The sequence below is a fragment of the Streptococcus oralis genome (assembly GCF_001588645.1).
In the GTDB taxonomy this organism is placed as follows: Bacteria; Bacillota; Bacilli; order Lactobacillales; family Streptococcaceae; genus Streptococcus; species Streptococcus oralis_AB.
Window position 1 is genome coordinate 95,534 of sequence record NZ_LAYF01000013.1, and the last position, 15,354, is coordinate 110,887.

The window sequence follows — 15,354 nt, forward strand, 5'->3', positions numbered from 1 at the left end:
ACGCATTTCTTGGAGAAAGTGGTACAATATTTAGATAGGTAGATGAAATGAAAAGGGGGAGAAAATGAGATTATTACCAATAAGAAAAATATCACGTCAGTCTAAGAGACTAGCGCTTTTTTTGACTTTTTGTGCAGGATATGTCGATGCCTATACCTTTATCGTGCGAGGGAATACCCTTGTGGCTGGACAGACTGGGAATGTCGTTTTTCTTTCTGTAGGACTCATTCAACAAAATGTATTGGATGCTAGTGCTAAAGTAATGACCTTGCTTTTCTTTATGATGGGTGTCTTTTTTCTGACATTGTATAAGGAAAAACTACGAATTGTTAAAAAGCCGATTTTGTCCTTGATTCCTCTTGCAGTCCTGTCCCTAATTATAGGCTTTGTGCCGCAAACGGTTGATAATATCTATCTCGTACCGCCCTTGGCCTTTTGTATGGGTCTGGTGACAACTGCTTTTGGAGAAGTGTCAGGTATTGCCTATAATAATGCTTTTATGACAGGGAATATTAAACGTACCATGTTGGCTTTTGGAGATTATTTCCGGACCAAGCATACGCCTTTCCTACGAGAGGGCTTGATTTTTGTTAGCTTACTTAGCAGTTTTGTCTTCGGAGTTGTTTTTTCAGCTTATTTGACGATTTACTATCAGGAGAAGACAATTCTAGGTGTTCCTCTTATGATGAGTATCTTTTACTTCAGTATGCTTTTTGCTTCTTGGAGAAAAAAAGGGAAAGAGAAAGCTTAATTTTAATTGATTTTACTTGTAAGAAAAAAGAAGATATGCTATACTTGAAGAGTTGACTATGCACAGTCCTGTGCAACCGCACGAACATCGTTGCTCACATAGTGAGTATAAAGTGGTTCGTCCCACGATGCTAGGCGAGTCTTCACAAAAATACGGGGAAACCCAAAAAATCATAGGAGGTGCATAATGAGCACATACGCAATTATCAAAACTGGCGGAAAACAAGTTAAAGTTGAAGTTGGTCAAGCAGTTTACGTTGAAAAATTGAACGTTGAAGCTGGTCAAGAAGTTACTTTTAACGAAGTTGTTCTTGTTGGTGGTGAAAACACTGTTGTCGGAACTCCACTTGTTGCTGGAGCTACTGTAGTTGGAACTGTTGAAAAACAAGGAAAACAAAAGAAAGTTGTTACTTACAAGTACAAACCTAAAAAAGGTAGTCACCGTAAACAAGGTCACCGTCAACCATATACAAAAGTTGTCATCAACGCAATCAACGCTTAATTTTAAGGAGAACACATGATACAGGCAGTCTTTGAGAGAGCCGAAGATGGCGAGCTGAGGAGTGCGGAAATTACTGGACACGCCGAGAGTGGCGAATACGGCTTAGATGTCGTGTGTGCATCGGTTTCTACGCTTGCCATTAACTTTATCAATTCCATTGAGAAATTTGCAGGCTATGAACCAATCCTAGAATTAAACGAAGATGAAGGTGGCTATCTGATGGTGGAAATACCAAAAGATCTTCCTTCACACCAGAGAGAAATGACTCAGTTATTCTTCGAATCATTTTTCTTGGGTATGGCAAACTTATCGGAGGACTCATCTGAGTTCGTCCAAACCAGAGTTATCACAGAAAACTAACACGGAGGAAACATTATGTTAAAAATGACTCTTAACAACTTGCAACTTTTCGCCCACAAAAAGGGTGGAGGTTCTACATCAAACGGACGTGATTCACAAGCGAAACGTCTTGGAGCTAAAGCAGCTGACGGACAAACTGTAACAGGTGGATCAATCCTTTACCGTCAACGTGGTACACACATCTATCCAGGTGTAAACGTTGGACGTGGTGGAGACGATACTTTGTTCGCTAAAGTTGAAGGCGTAGTACGCTTTGAACGTAAAGGTCGCGATAAGAAACAAGTTTCTGTTTACCCAATCGCAAAATAAAAAGGTCCAGTGAACCTTTTTATCCCGAGCCTTGAAATGACAAGGCGAGGAAGCTAGAAGTAGCATTAAATAAGGCTTTCCGAGTTTTCGGAGAGCCTATTTTTTTGTTTTGATACCCACGCTGATACCCATCTTTTTTAAGTCTAGTGTGGTAGGATTTTATCATGGATATTATTTCCCCTTTGTGGAAAACTTCTGATTTATGGTATAATAAACAGATAGAGAAGTTGGGGGTAGAAGATGAATATTCAACAATTACGCTATGTTGTGGCTATTGCAAACAGTGGTACTTTCCGTGAAGCTGCTGAAAAGATGTATGTCAGTCAGCCCAGTCTGTCTATTTCTGTACGCGATTTGGAAAAAGAGCTGGGGTTTAAGATTTTCCGTCGGACGAGTTCGGGGACTTTCTTGACCCGTCGTGGTATGGAATTTTACGAGAAAGCGCAGGAATTGGTCAAAGGATTTGATGTTTTTCAAAATCAGTATGCCAATCCTGAAGAAGAAAAAGATGAATTCTCTATTGCTAGCCAGCACTATGACTTCTTGCCACCAACTATTACGGCTTTTTCAGAGCGCTATCCTGACTACAAAAACTTCCGTATTTTTGAGTCTACCACAGTTCAAATCCTTGATGAAGTAGCTCAGGGGCACAGTGAGATTGGGATTATCTACCTCAACAATCAAAATCAAAAGGGCATCATGCAAAGGGTTGAAAAGTTAGGTCTCGAAGTTATTGAGCTGATCCCTTTTCAAACCCACATCTATCTGCGTGAAGGGCATCCTTTAGCACAGAAAGAGGAATTGGTCATGGAGGACCTAGCGGATTTACCAACAGTTCGTTTCACTCAAGAAAAGGACGAGTATCTTTACTATTCAGAGAACTTTGTCGATACCAGTGCTAGCTCCCAGATGTTTAATGTGACAGACCGTGCTACCTTAAACGGTATTTTAGAGCGAACGGATGCATATGCGACTGGATCTGGATTTTTAGACAGTGACAGTGTTAATGGCATTACAGTTATTCGTCTCAAGGATAATCTAGATAATCGCATGGTCTATGTCAAACGGGAAGAAGTGGAGCTTAGTCAAGCTGGGACACTCTTCGTTGAGGTTATGCAAGAATATTTTGATCAGAAGAGGAAATCATGAAAAAAAGAGGAATAGTGGCAGTCATTGTACTGCTTTTGATTGGGCTGGACCAGTGGGTCAAAGCCTATGTCGTCCAACAGATACCACTGGGTGAAGTGCGTTCGTGGATCCCCAATCTCGTTAGCTTGACCTACCTGCAAAATAGAGGAGCAGCCTTCTCCATGCTGCAAGATCAGCAGTGGTTTTTTGCTGTCATTACACTGGTCGTCATGGCAGGTGCCATATGGTATTTACATAAACACATGGAGGATTCTTTCTGGTTAGTTTTTGGACTGACCTTGATAATCGCGGGAGGTCTGGGCAACTTTATCGACAGAATGAGTCAAGGTTTTGTGGTGGATATGTTTCACCTAGACTTTATCAACTTTGCGATTTTCAATGTGGCTGACAGCTATTTGACAGTTGGTGTCATTATTTTATTGATTGCAATGCTTAAAGAGGAAGTAAATGGAAATAAAAATTGAAACTGGTGGGCAACGTTTAGACAAGGCTCTGTCAGATTTGACAGAATTGTCTCGCAGTCTCGCTAATGAACAAATCAAAGTAGGACAAGTTTTGGTCAATGGGCAAGTCAAGAAAGCAAAATATACAGTCCAAGAGGGAGATGTCGTAACTTACCACGTGCCAGAACCAGAGGTTTTAGAGTATGTGGCTGAGGATATTCCGCTCGAAATTGTCTACCAAGATGAGGATGTAGCAGTCGTTAACAAGCCTCAAGGGATGGTGGTTCATCCCAGCGCAGGTCATACCAGTAGAACCTTGGTCAATGCCCTCATGTACCATATCAAGGACCTGTCAGGTATCAATGGAGTTCTCCGCCCAGGAATCGTTCACCGCATTGACAAGGACACGTCTGGTCTCCTCATGATTGCTAAAAATGATGAGGCCCACTTGGCACTTGCGCAAGAGCTAAAAGATAAGAAGTCTCTCCGCAAATACTGGGCAATTGTTCACGGTAATCTGCCAAATGATCGTGGTGTGATTGAAGCGCCGATTGGTCGTAGCGAAAAAGACCGTAAGAAACAGGCTGTGACTGCTAAAGGGAAGCCGGCAGTGACCCGTTTTCACGTCTTGGAACGTTTTGGTGATTATAGCTTAGTGGAGTTGCAACTGGAAACAGGGCGCACCCATCAAATCCGTGTTCATATGGCTTATATTGGCCATCCAGTCGCTGGGGATGAGGTCTATGGCCCTCGTAAAACCCTGAAAGGACATGGACAGTTTCTCCATGCTAAAACTCTAGGATTTACCCATCCGAGAACAGGTGAAACATTGGAGTTCACAGCAGATATTCCAGAGATTTTTAAAGAAACGCTGGAAAGGTTGCGTCAAACTGAGAATAGATAAAAGAGTTGAGATGCCTTGTCTCAACCTTTTTTATTTCAAGTCTTTTCTATTTTAAAACATTCATGTTATAATGGATAAATATGAAGAATCGGAGTGAGAATATGAAGTACAAACGAATCGTCTTTAAGGTGGGGACCTCCTCCTTGACAAATGAAGACGGGAGTTTATCAAGAAGTAAAGTAAAGGCAATTACCCAGCAATTAGCTATGTTGCATGAAACTGGCCATGAGTTGATTTTGGTGTCATCTGGGGCAGTAGCGGCAGGATTTGGAGCTCTGGGTTTTAAAAAGCGTCCGACCAAGATTGCAGATAAGCAAGCTTCAGCTGCAGTAGGACAAGGTTTGCTCCTAGAAGAATACACAACCAACCTCCTCATGCGCCAAATCGTCTCTGCGCAAATTTTGCTGACACAGGATGATTTTGTAGATAAACGTCGTTATAAGAACGCACATCAGGCCTTGTCTGTATTGCTCCATCGTGGTGCAATTCCTATCATTAACGAGAATGATAGCGTCGTTATTGATGAGCTCAAGGTTGGGGATAATGACACTCTAAGTGCCCAGGTAGCGGCGATGGTCCAAGCAGACCTTTTAGTTCTCTTGACCGATGTGGACGGTCTCTATACTGGCAATCCCAACTCAGATCCAACAGCCAAACGTCTTGAGAAAATCGAGACTATCAATCGTGAGATTATTGATATGGCTGGTGGAGCAGGTTCTTCAAACGGAACTGGGGGCATGCTGACCAAAATCAAAGCTGCAACTATTGCGACGGAGTCAGGTGTGTCAGTCTATATTTGCTCCTCCTTGAAATCAGATGCCTTGATTGAGGCAGCTGAAGAAACTAGGGATGGATCCTTCTTTGTTGCACAAGAGAAGGGACTTCGTACCCAGAAACAATGGCTGGCCTTCTATGCTCAAAGTCAGGGAACGATTTGGGTAGATGGTGGAGCTGCAGAGGCACTTTCAAAAAACGGGAAAAGTCTCCTTTTATCGGGTGTGGTAGAAGTGGAAGGAAACTTCTCTTACAACGATATTGTAACAGTAGCAGATAAAGAAACAGGTCAATCTCTTGGAAAGGGACGTGTCCAATTTGGCGTCTCAGCCCTAGAAGATATGCTCCGTTCTCAAAAAGCTAAGGGAGTCTTGATTCACCGTGATGACTGGATTTCCATCACTCCTGAAATCCAGCTGCTCTTTACAGAATTTTAGAGGTGAACGATGGTAAGTACACAAGAACAATTTGAACAAGTACAGGCTGTTAAGAAATCAATCAATACTGCTAGTGAAGCAGTGAAAAACCAAGCCTTGCTAGCCATGGCTGATCAGTTATTGGCAGCTACTGAGGAGATTTTAGAGGCCAATGCCCTCGATATGGCAGCGGCCAAGGGGAAAATCTCAGATGTTATGCTAGACCGTCTTTATTTGGATGCGGGACGTATAGAAGCGATGGCAAGAGGGATTCGTGAAGTGGTTGCTTTACCAGATCCTATTGGCGAAGTCCTAGAGACAAGTCATCTTGATAATGGCTTGCTTATTACCAAGAAACGTGTGGCTATGGGGGTTATCGGTATTATCTATGAAAGCCGTCCAAATGTGACGTCTGATGCGGCTGCTTTGGCTCTCAAGAGTGGCAATGCGGTCGTTCTTCGTAGTGGGAAGGACGCCTATCAAACAGCTCATGCTATTGTTACAGCCTTGAAGAAGGGTTTGGAGACAACTGCCATTCATCCAGAGGTGATTCAACTGGTGGAAGATACTAGCCGTGAAAGCAGCTATGCTATGATGAAGGCCAAGGGCTATCTAGACCTTCTCATACCTCGTGGAGGCGCTGGCTTGATTAATGCTGTGGTTGAAAATGCTATCGTGCCTGTTATTGAGACAGGAACTGGGATTGTCCATGTCTATGTGGATAAGGATGCAGACGAAGACAAGGCTCTATCGATTATCAACAATGCTAAAACCAGTCGTCCTTCTGTCTGCAATGCTATGGAAGTTTTGCTGGTTCATGAAGACAAGGCAGCAGATTTCCTTCCTCGCTTGGAGCAAGTTCTTGTTACAAGTCGGAAAGAAGCTGGACTGGAACCAATTCAATTCCGCTTGGATGAGAAAGCAAGTCAGTTTCTTTCAGGTCAAGCAGCGGAGGCCCAAGACTTTGATACCGAGTTTTTAGACTATATCCTAGCGGTTAAGGTTGTGAGTAGTTTAGAAGAAGCGGTTGCGCATATTGAAGCCCACAGTACCCATCATTCAGATGCCATTGTGACGGAAAATGCTGAAGCTGCAACTTACTTTACAGATCAAGTGGACTCAGCAGCGGTTTATGTCAATGCCTCAACGCGTTTCACTGACGGGGGCCAGTTTGGACTTGGATGTGAGATGGGGATTTCTACTCAGAAACTGCATGCGCGTGGGCCTATGGGCTTGAAAGAGTTGACCAGCTACAAGTATGTGGTTACTGGTGACGGACAGATAAGGGAGTAAGAGATGAAGATTGGATTTATCGGTTTGGGGAATATGGGAGCTAGCTTGGCTAAGGCTGTTTTGCAGGCCAAGACGGGTGCTCAGATTCTCCTTGCCAATCGTAGTCAAGCGAAAGTAGAAGCTTTCATCACTAATTTCGGTGGTCAGGCTTCCAGCAATGAAGAAATTTTTGCAGAAGCAGATGTGATTTTTCTAGGAGTTAAGCCTGCTCAGTTCTCAGACTTGCTTTCTCAATATCAGACCATTCTTGAAAAGCGAGAGAGCCTTCTTTTGATTTCCATGGCGGCTGGATTGACCTTGGAAAAACTGGCTAGTTTTCTGCCAAGTCAACACCGGATTGTTCGCATCATGCCCAATACTCCAGTGGCTATCGGCCAAGGAGTGATTAGTTATGCCATGTCAGCAAACTGTCTTGCTGAGGACGGTGAACTCTTTTGTCAATTATTGGCCAAGGCTGGTCTCTTGGTGGAGCTGGGAGATGGCTTAATCGATGCAGCGACAGGTCTCGCAGGTTGTGGACCAGCTTTTGTCTATCTCTTTATCGAGGCTTTGGCAGATGCGGGTGTACAGACAGGATTGCCACGAGAAATGGCTTTGAAAATGGCAGCCCAAACAGTAGTCGGCGCTGGACAAATGGTCCTCGAAAGTCAGCAACATCCTGGAGTTTTGAAAGACCAAGTTTGTAGTCCAGGCGGTTCGACTATCGCGGGTGTAGCAAGTCTGGAAGAACATGCCTTTAGAGGTACAGTCATGGACGCAGTTCATCAAGCCTATAAACGAACACAAGAACTAGGTAAATAAGAGGTTGGATGACTCCCAACCTCTTTTTATGGTCGATTGAATAGAGAAGACGCAAAAAGATTGTCACAAAAACCTATTTTTTTGATAGAATAGAAGGTAGAAAAAAAGAAATGAGTTAGACATGTCAAAAGGATTTTTAGTCTCTCTTGAGGGACCAGAGGGAGCAGGAAAGACCAGTGTTTTAGAGGCTCTACTCCCCATTTTAGAGGAAAAAGGAGTAGAGGTGCTGACGACCCGTGAGCCAGGTGGAGTTTTGATTGGGGAGAAGATTCGTCAAGTGATTTTGGACCCAAGTCATACTCAAATGGATCCTAAAACAGAGCTCCTTCTCTATATCGCAAGTCGCAGACAGCACTTGGTGGAAAAAGTTCTGCCTGCTCTTGAAGCTGGTAAGTTGGTCATTATGGACCGCTTCATCGATAGTTCCGTTGCTTATCAAGGATTTGGTCGTGGCTTGGATATTGATGCCATTGATTGGCTCAATCACTTTGCGACAGATGGCCTCAAACCTGATTTGACACTTTATTTTGACATTGAGGTGGAAGAAGGGCTGGCTCGCATTGCTGCCAATAGTAATCGCGAGGTCAATCGTTTGGACTTGGAAGGTTTGGACTTGCACAAAAAAGTTCGTCAAGGTTACCTTTCTCTTCTGGAGAAAGAAGGAAATCGCATTGTCAAGATTGATGCGAGTCTTCCCTTGGAGCAAGTTGTGGATACAACCAAGGCGGTCTTGTTTGACAGAATGGGATTGGCTAAATGAAACAAGATCAACTAAAGGCTTGGCAACCAGACCAGTTTGACCGCTTTGTCCGTATTCTAGAACAAAACCAGCTCAATCACGCCTATCTCTTTTCAGGTTTCTTTGGAAGCTTGGAAATGGCGCAGTTTTTGGCTAAGAGCCTCTTTTGTACGGATAAAGTAGGCGTTCTACCATGTGAGAAATGCCGAAACTGCAAGCTGATTGAACAGGAAGAGTTTCCCGATGTCACCTTGATTAAGCCAGTCAATCAGGTCATCAAGACAGAACGCATTCGAGAATTGGTGGGTCAGTTTTCCCAAGCAGGGATTGAAAGTCAGCAGCAGGTTTTTATTATCGAGCAGGCGGAGAAAATGCATCCCAACGCTGCTAACTCTCTGCTCAAGGTCATCGAAGAACCCCAGAGTGAGGTTTATATTTTCTTCTTGACCAGCGATGAGGAAAAAATTTTACCGACTATCCGTAGTCGGACCCAGATTTTCCATTTTAAAAAGCAAGAAGAAAAGCTCATCCATCAATTAGAACAAGCAGGTCTAGTCAAGAAAAAAGCAACTCTCTTAGCCCAGTTTAGTCAATCGAGAGCTGAAGCTGAAAAGTTGGCTAATCAGGCAAGTTTTTGGACTATAGTTGATGAAAGCGAGCGCTTACTGACTTGGTTAGTAGCTAAGAAAAAAGAGAGTTATCTCCAAGTTGCGAAATTAGCCAGTTTGGCAGATGACAAGGAAAAACAAGATCAGGTCTTGCGAATCCTCGAAGTTCTCTGTGGGCAGGATCTCTTGCAAGCAAGGATTCGACAGATTTTACAAGATTTGCTAGAAGCTAGAAAAATGTGGCAGGCTAATGTTAGCTTTCAAAATGCCTTGGAATATTTGGTCTTGAAAGAAATGTAAACTCATACTCTTCGAAAATCAAATTCAAACCACGTCAACGTCGCCTTGCCGTACTCAAGTACAGCCTACGGCTAGTTTCCTAGTTTGCTCTTTGATTTTCATTGAGTATTAAAAATGAACGATATAGAAAGGAAAGGGCTGGTTTATGGATAAGAAAGAATTATTTGATGCGCTGGACGATTTTTCCCAACAGTTATTGGTGACCTTGGCCGATGTGGAAGCCATCAAGAAAAATCTCAAGAGCTTGGTAGAGGAAAATACAGCTCTTCGTTTAGAAAATAGTAAGTTGCGCGAACGCTTAGGCGAGGTGGAAGCAGATGCTCCCGTCAAGGCCAAGCATGTTCGTGAAAGCGTCCGACGAATCTATAAAGATGGTTTTCACGTTTGTAATGATTTTTATGGGCAACGCCGAGAGCAGGACGAGGAATGTATGTTCTGTGACGAGTTGTTGTACAGGGAGTAGGCATGCAGATTCAAAAAAGTTTTAAGGGGCAGTCTCCCTATGGCAAGCTTTACCTAGTAGCAACGCCGATTGGCAATCTGGATGACATGACCTTTCGTGCTATCCAGACCTTGAAAGAGGTGGACTGGATTGCTGCTGAGGACACGCGCAATACTGGTCTTTTGCTCAAGTATTTTGACATTCCGACCAAGCAAATCAGCTTTCATGAGCACAATGCCAAGGAAAAAATTCCTGATTTGATCGGTTTATTGAAGGCGGGGCAAAGTATTGCTCAGGTTTCTGATGCGGGTCTACCTAGCATCTCGGACCCTGGTCATGATTTAGTCAAGGCAGCGATCGAGGAAGAGATTGCAGTTGTCACAGTTCCGGGTGCCTCTGCAGGGATTTCTGCCTTGATTGCTAGCGGATTGGCGCCACAACCACATATCTTTTATGGTTTCTTACCGAGAAAATCAGGCCAGCAAAAGCAATTTTTCGACTCAAAAAAAGATTATCCTGAAACTCAGATTTTCTATGAATCGCCTCATCGTGTGGCAGATACATTGGAAAATATGCTAGCAGTTTACGGTGACCGCTCGGTGGTCTTGGTCAGGGAATTGACTAAAATCTATGAAGAATACCAACGAGGAACCATCTCTGAATTGCTGGCAAGCATAGCTGAAACTCCACTTAAGGGAGAATGCCTTCTCATCGTTGAAGGTGCCAGTCAGGATGTGGAGGAAAAGGACGAGGAGGACTTGTTTTCAGAAATACAATCTCGTATCCAGCAAGGAATGAAGAAAAATCAAGCCATTAAGGAAGTTGCAAAACTCTACCAGTGGAATAAAAGCCAGCTCTACGCTGCCTATCACGATTGGGAAGAAAATCAAGAAAATGACTAAACAGGGAAGTTTGCCTTCTTCCCTTTTTTTGTTATACTAGTAAAAGAAAAATTAGAAAGATTTGTGGGTGTCAAACAGTCTATTAGCTTGTTTTGATATGAACTTAGGTTCCACCCAAAGAGGTATTAGTGTCGTGTCTCAATCTTATATCAATGTTATCGGTGCTGGTTTGGCAGGTTCGGAAGCAGCTTACCAAATCGCAGAGCGTGGTATTCCAGTTAAACTCTATGAAATGCGTGGTGTCAAGTCAACACCTCAGCACAAAACAGATAATTTTGCAGAGTTGGTTTGTTCCAATTCTCTTCGTGGCGATGCCCTGACTAATGCTGTTGGGCTCCTCAAGGAAGAAATGCGTCGCTTGGGTTCGGTCATCTTGGAATCTGCTGAAGCTACACGTGTTCCTGCAGGTGGGGCGCTTGCGGTGGACCGAGATGGATTTTCCCAGATGGTGACTGAGAAAGTGTCCAACCACCCCTTGATTGAAGTAGTGCGTGATGAAATTACAGAATTACCGACAGATGTTATTACAGTTGTAGCGACTGGTCCTTTGACCAGCGATGCTCTAGCTGAAAAAATTCATGCCCTTAATGATGGAGATGGGTTTTATTTCTACGATGCGGCAGCACCTATTATCGATGTCAACACCATTGATATGAATAAGGTCTACCTCAAGTCTCGATACGATAAGGGAGAAGCCGCCTATCTTAATGCTCCTATGACCAAGCAAGAGTTTATGGATTTCCATGAGGCCTTAGTCAATGCCGAGGAAGCACCGCTCAATTTCTTTGAAAAAGAAAAGTACTTTGAAGGTTGTATGCCTATCGAAGTCATGGCAAAACGTGGCATTAAAACCATGCTTTATGGTCCTATGAAGCCAGTCGGTCTTGAGTATCCAGATGACTACACAGGCCCTCGTGATGGCGAATTCAAAACTCCTTATGCGGTTGTTCAGCTCCGTCAGGATAATGCGGCTGGTAGCCTCTACAATATCGTCGGTTTCCAAACCCACCTCAAATGGGGAGAACAAAAGCGTGTCTTCCAAATGATTCCGGGTCTTGAAAATGCTGAGTTTGTCCGTTATGGGGTCATGCACCGCAATTCTTATATGGATTCACCAAATCTTCTTGAACAGACTTACCGTTCTAAGAAACAGCCAAATCTCTTCTTTGCTGGTCAAATGACCGGTGTAGAAGGCTATGTCGAGTCAGCAGCATCAGGTTTAGTTGCAGGTGTTAACGCGGCTCGTCTCTTCAAGGGTGAAAGTGAAGCTATCTTCCCAGGGACCACAGCGATTGGCAGTCTGCCTCACTACATCACTCACGCTGATAGCAAACATTTCCAACCAATGAATGTCAATTTTGGGATTATCAAGGAATTGGAAGGCGAGCGTATCCGTGATAAAAAAGCTCGTTATGAAAAAATTGCAGAGCGTGCTCTTGCTGACTTAGAGGAATTTTTAACTGTCTAATTTTTTTCAAAGAATTGCTCATGATACTATAAAAATCTTAGAAATTATGATAAAATAGGTAGGATGAAAAAAGGAGAGTAAAAATGGCGAACCCCAAGTATAATCGTATTTTAATCAAGTTATCAGGTGAAGCCCTTGCCGGTGAACGTGGCGTAGGGATTGATATCCAAACAGTTCAAACAATCGCAAAAGAGATTCAAGAAGTTCATAGCTTAGGTATCGAAATTGCCCTTGTTATTGGTGGAGGAAATCTCTGGCGTGGAGAACCTGCTGCAGAAGCAGGAATGGACCGTGTTCAGGCAGATTACACTGGAATGCTTGGGACCGTTATGAATGCTCTTGTGATGGCAGATTCATTGCAACAAGTTGGCGTAGACACGCGTGTTCAAACAGCTATTTCTATGCAACAAGTTGCAGAACCTTATGTACGTGGACGTGCACTTCGTCATCTTGAAAAAGGCCGTATCGTTATCTTTGGTGCCGGAATTGGTTCACCTTACTTCTCAACAGATACAACAGCGGCTCTTCGTGCAGCTGAAATCGAAGCAGATGCCATTCTTATGGCTAAAAACGGTGTCGATGGTGTTTACAATGCCGATCCTAAGAAAGACAAGACAGCCGTTAAGTTTGAAGAATTGACCCACCGTGATGTTATCAACAAAGGTCTTCGTATCATGGACTCAACAGCTTCAACCCTCTCTATGGACAACGACATTGACTTGGTTGTCTTCAATATGAACCAACCAGGCAACATCAAACGTGTCGTATTTGGTGAAAATATCGGAACAACAGTTTCAAACAATATCGAAGAAAAGGAATAAGAAAATTATGGCTAATGCAATTGTAGAAAAAGCTAAAGAGAGAATGACCCAGTCTCACCAATCACTTGCTCGTGAATTTGGAGGTATCCGTGCCGGTCGTGCCAACGCAAGCTTACTAGACCGTATCCACGTAGAATACTATGGAGTCGAAACTCCTCTTAACCAAATCGCTTCTATTACCATTCCAGAAGCGCGTGTCTTGTTGGTAACACCATTTGACAAGTCTTCATTGAAAGACATCGAACGTGCCTTGAACGCTTCTGATCTTGGTATTACACCAGCTAATGACGGTTCTGTGATCCGCTTGGTTATCCCTGCTCTTACAGAAGAGACTCGTCGTGACCTTGCCAAAGAAGTGAAGAAGGTCGGTGAGAATGCTAAAGTGGCTGTCCGCAATATCCGCCGTGATGCTATGGATGAAGCTAAAAAACAAGAAAAAGCAAAAGAAATCACTGAAGACGAATTGAAGACTCTTGAAAAAGATATTCAAAAAGTAACAGACGATGCTGTGAAACACATCGACGACATGACTGCCAATAAAGAAAAAGAAATCTTGGAAGTCTAAAAATAAACAGAAAAACTCAGTTGGCATTGCTGGCTGAGTTTTATTCGAAAGAAGGAAATATGAATACAAATCTTGCAAGTTTTATCGTTGGACTCATCATCGATGAAAATGACCGTTTTTACTTTGTGCAAAAGGATGGTCAGACCTATGCTCTTGCTAAGGAAGAAGGTCAACATACAGTAGGGGATACGGTCAAAGGTTTTACCTACACGGATATGAAGCAGAAACTCCGCCTGACAACCTTAGAAGTGACTGCCACTCAGGACCAATTTGGTTGGGGAACCGTAACAGAAGTTCGTAAGGACTTGGGTGTCTTTGTTGATACCGGTCTACCTGATAAGGAAATCGTTGTGTCACTTGATATCCTCCCTGAGCTCAAGGAACTCTGGCCTAAGAAGGGTGATAAACTTTACATCCGTCTTGAAGTGGACAAGAAAGACCGAATCTGGGGACTCTTGGCGTATCAGGAAGACTTCCAACGTCTGGCTCGTCCTGCCTACAACAACATGCAGAACCAAAACTGGCCAGCCATTGTTTACCGTCTTAAGCTGTCAGGGACCTTTGTCTATCTGCCAGAGAATAACATGCTTGGTTTCATTCACCCAAGTGAGCGCTACGCAGAGCCACGTTTGGGGCAAGTGTTAGATGCGCGTGTCATCGGTTTCCGTGAAGTGGACCGTACCTTGAACCTATCCCTCAAACCACGCTCCTTTGAGATGTTGGAAAATGATGCTCAGATGATTTTGACCTATTTGGAAAGCAATGGCGGTTTCATGACCTTGAATGATAAGTCTTCTCCTGAGGACATCAAGGCAACCTTTGGTATCTCTAAAGGTCAGTTCAAGAAAGCACTCGGCGGCTTGATGAAGGATGGTAAAATCAAGCAAGACCAGTTTGGGACAGAGTTGATTTAAACCTTATAGACATGATAAAGAAACTTGAAGAAATGAGTTTAGAGGAACTCTGGCAACTTTTTCCTATTTTTCTAGTAGAGCACAAGTCAGAGTGGAAAGACTGGTATGAATCGGAAAAAACAAGTCTGAAAAAAATATTGGGTGCAAATGTTATTAAAAGAATAGAACATATCGGTAGCACTGCTATCCCTAATATTTGGGCTAAAAATATCGTTGATATTCTGTTAGAAGTAGGTAGAAAAGAGGATTTAGCAAGAGTTAGGGATTTATTAGTGAAGAATGGTTGGCTAGTGATGTCGGAAAGTCCTAACAGGTTTTCGCTAAATAAAGGCTATACAGAGCAGGGATTTTCTGAGAAAGTTTTTCATTTACATTTGCGAATGACGGGAGATCATGACGAGATTTATTTTAGAGATTATCTCTGCCAGCATCCAGATATTGCCCAAGCGTATCAGGAATTAAAACTAAGTTTGTGGAAAAAATTTGAACACAATCGAGACGCCTATACTGATGCGAAAACGGATTTTATAAACCACTACGTTTCAGAGGCTAAGTCCAGTAATTTTCAAGAATCAGAAAAGTGTCATCAAAAAACTCTTGATAGGAGAAAGAATTGAGAAAATCATTTTACACTTGGCTCATGACCGAGCGCAATCCGAAAAGTAATAGCCCTAAAGCCATCTTAGCAGATCTCGCTTTTGAGGAGTCAGCTTTTCCAAAACACACGGATGATTTTGATGAGGTGAGTCGCTTTTTGGAAGAACATGCCAGTTTCTCTTTTAACCTAGGAGACTTTGACGCCATCTGGCAAGAATACTTAGAACACTAGAGACAATGAGATGAGGCTAGTATTTTATTGTTCTCTTTGCTATAATATAAAGAAATAAACGGATT

General features: G+C 43.1%; 20 protein-coding genes and 1 other annotated feature. All 20 genes read left to right on the plus strand.

All coding sequences use genetic code 11. The features are described from left to right. Positions 1 to 64: 64 nt before the first annotated feature. Entirely contained in the window at positions 65 to 751 is a 687-nt protein-coding gene (locus tag A0739_RS07900; RefSeq protein WP_061587607.1) for a YoaK family protein, read from the plus strand. A gap of 64 nt (positions 752 to 815) precedes the next feature. Beyond that, positions 816 to 903 (plus strand) — a sequence feature (ribosomal protein L21 leader region). Positions 904 to 937: 34 nt separating this feature from the next. Then, positions 938 to 1,252 (plus strand): 50S ribosomal protein L21, encoded by a 315-nt coding sequence (gene rplU, locus A0739_RS07905; RefSeq protein WP_000109141.1) that lies wholly within the window; start codon positions 938 to 940, stop codon positions 1,250 to 1,252. Between the two features lie 15 nt (positions 1,253 to 1,267). Next, positions 1,268 to 1,612, plus strand: coding sequence for a ribosomal-processing cysteine protease Prp (locus A0739_RS07910; RefSeq protein WP_000613698.1), 345 nt, complete (start codon positions 1,268 to 1,270; stop codon positions 1,610 to 1,612). 15 nt (positions 1,613 to 1,627) lie between these two features. Continuing rightward, complete coding sequence (gene rpmA / locus A0739_RS07915) at positions 1,628 to 1,921, plus strand: 50S ribosomal protein L27 (RefSeq protein WP_000916509.1); 294 nt, start codon at positions 1,628 to 1,630, stop codon at positions 1,919 to 1,921. Between the two features lie 240 nt (positions 1,922 to 2,161). Next, entirely contained in the window at positions 2,162 to 3,070 is a 909-nt protein-coding gene (locus tag A0739_RS07920; RefSeq protein ID WP_001025723.1) for a LysR family transcriptional regulator, read from the plus strand. Beyond that, positions 3,067 to 3,534, plus strand: coding sequence for a signal peptidase II (lspA, locus tag A0739_RS07925; RefSeq protein ID WP_061587608.1), 468 nt, complete (start codon positions 3,067 to 3,069; stop codon positions 3,532 to 3,534). The genes A0739_RS07920 and lspA overlap by 4 nt, the downstream gene beginning before the upstream one ends. Next, on the plus strand, positions 3,518 to 4,417 hold the full coding sequence (locus A0739_RS07930) for an RluA family pseudouridine synthase (protein WP_061587609.1): 900 nt from the start codon (positions 3,518 to 3,520) through the stop codon (positions 4,415 to 4,417). Before lspA ends, A0739_RS07930 begins: the two co-directional genes overlap by 17 nt. A gap of 101 nt (positions 4,418 to 4,518) precedes the next feature. Next, a complete protein-coding gene (proB, locus tag A0739_RS07935; protein WP_061587610.1) occupies positions 4,519 to 5,628 on the plus strand; it encodes a glutamate 5-kinase in 1,110 nt (369 codons plus the stop codon). A gap of 9 nt (positions 5,629 to 5,637) precedes the next feature. Beyond that, positions 5,638 to 6,900 (plus strand): glutamate-5-semialdehyde dehydrogenase, encoded by a 1,263-nt coding sequence (locus A0739_RS07940; RefSeq protein WP_061587611.1) that lies wholly within the window; start codon positions 5,638 to 5,640, stop codon positions 6,898 to 6,900. Between the two features lie 3 nt (positions 6,901 to 6,903). After that, positions 6,904 to 7,701 (plus strand): pyrroline-5-carboxylate reductase, encoded by a 798-nt coding sequence (gene proC, locus A0739_RS07945; protein ID WP_061587612.1) that lies wholly within the window; start codon positions 6,904 to 6,906, stop codon positions 7,699 to 7,701. A 121-nt stretch (positions 7,702 to 7,822) separates the two neighbouring features. After that, on the plus strand, positions 7,823 to 8,461 hold the full coding sequence (tmk, locus tag A0739_RS07950; RefSeq protein WP_061587613.1) for a dTMP kinase: 639 nt from the start codon (positions 7,823 to 7,825) through the stop codon (positions 8,459 to 8,461). After that, positions 8,458 to 9,348 carry a DNA polymerase III subunit delta' gene (locus A0739_RS07955; RefSeq protein ID WP_061587614.1) on the plus strand — a complete coding sequence of 297 codons (891 nt, stop codon included), beginning with the start codon at positions 8,458 to 8,460 and terminating at the stop codon, positions 9,346 to 9,348. Before tmk ends, A0739_RS07955 begins: the two co-directional genes overlap by 4 nt. 145 nt (positions 9,349 to 9,493) lie before the next feature. Continuing rightward, on the plus strand, positions 9,494 to 9,811 hold the full coding sequence (gene yabA / locus A0739_RS07960; protein WP_000358227.1) for a DNA replication initiation control protein YabA: 318 nt from the start codon (positions 9,494 to 9,496) through the stop codon (positions 9,809 to 9,811). A 2-nt stretch (positions 9,812 to 9,813) separates the two neighbouring features. Then, positions 9,814 to 10,692: a 16S rRNA (cytidine(1402)-2'-O)-methyltransferase gene (rsmI, locus tag A0739_RS07965; protein WP_061587615.1), complete on the plus strand. Its 879-nt coding sequence runs from the start codon at positions 9,814 to 9,816 to the stop codon at positions 10,690 to 10,692. A 133-nt stretch (positions 10,693 to 10,825) separates the two neighbouring features. Further along, a complete protein-coding gene (trmFO, locus tag A0739_RS07970) occupies positions 10,826 to 12,160 on the plus strand; it encodes a methylenetetrahydrofolate--tRNA-(uracil(54)-C(5))-methyltransferase (FADH(2)-oxidizing) TrmFO (protein WP_061587616.1) in 1,335 nt (444 codons plus the stop codon). 83 nt (positions 12,161 to 12,243) lie between these two features. Beyond that, on the plus strand, positions 12,244 to 12,981 hold the full coding sequence (gene pyrH / locus A0739_RS07975) for a UMP kinase (protein WP_061587617.1): 738 nt from the start codon (positions 12,244 to 12,246) through the stop codon (positions 12,979 to 12,981). 7 nt (positions 12,982 to 12,988) lie between these two features. Beyond that, entirely contained in the window at positions 12,989 to 13,546 is a 558-nt protein-coding gene (gene frr, locus A0739_RS07980) for a ribosome recycling factor (protein ID WP_001262235.1), read from the plus strand. Positions 13,547 to 13,605: 59 nt separating this feature from the next. Next, positions 13,606 to 14,460, plus strand: a complete 855-nt coding sequence (gene cvfB / locus A0739_RS07985) for an RNA-binding virulence regulatory protein CvfB (RefSeq protein WP_061587618.1) — start codon at positions 13,606 to 13,608, stop codon at positions 14,458 to 14,460. An 11-nt stretch (positions 14,461 to 14,471) separates the two neighbouring features. Next, the gene (locus A0739_RS07990; protein ID WP_061587619.1) at positions 14,472 to 15,077 is read left to right on the plus strand and encodes a GrpB family protein; all 606 of its coding nucleotides are present in this window, start codon (positions 14,472 to 14,474) and stop codon (positions 15,075 to 15,077) included. Continuing rightward, on the plus strand, positions 15,074 to 15,289 hold the full coding sequence (locus A0739_RS07995; RefSeq protein ID WP_001232084.1) for a YozE family protein: 216 nt from the start codon (positions 15,074 to 15,076) through the stop codon (positions 15,287 to 15,289). Before A0739_RS07990 ends, A0739_RS07995 begins: the two co-directional genes overlap by 4 nt. Positions 15,290 to 15,354: the final 65 nt, after the last annotated feature.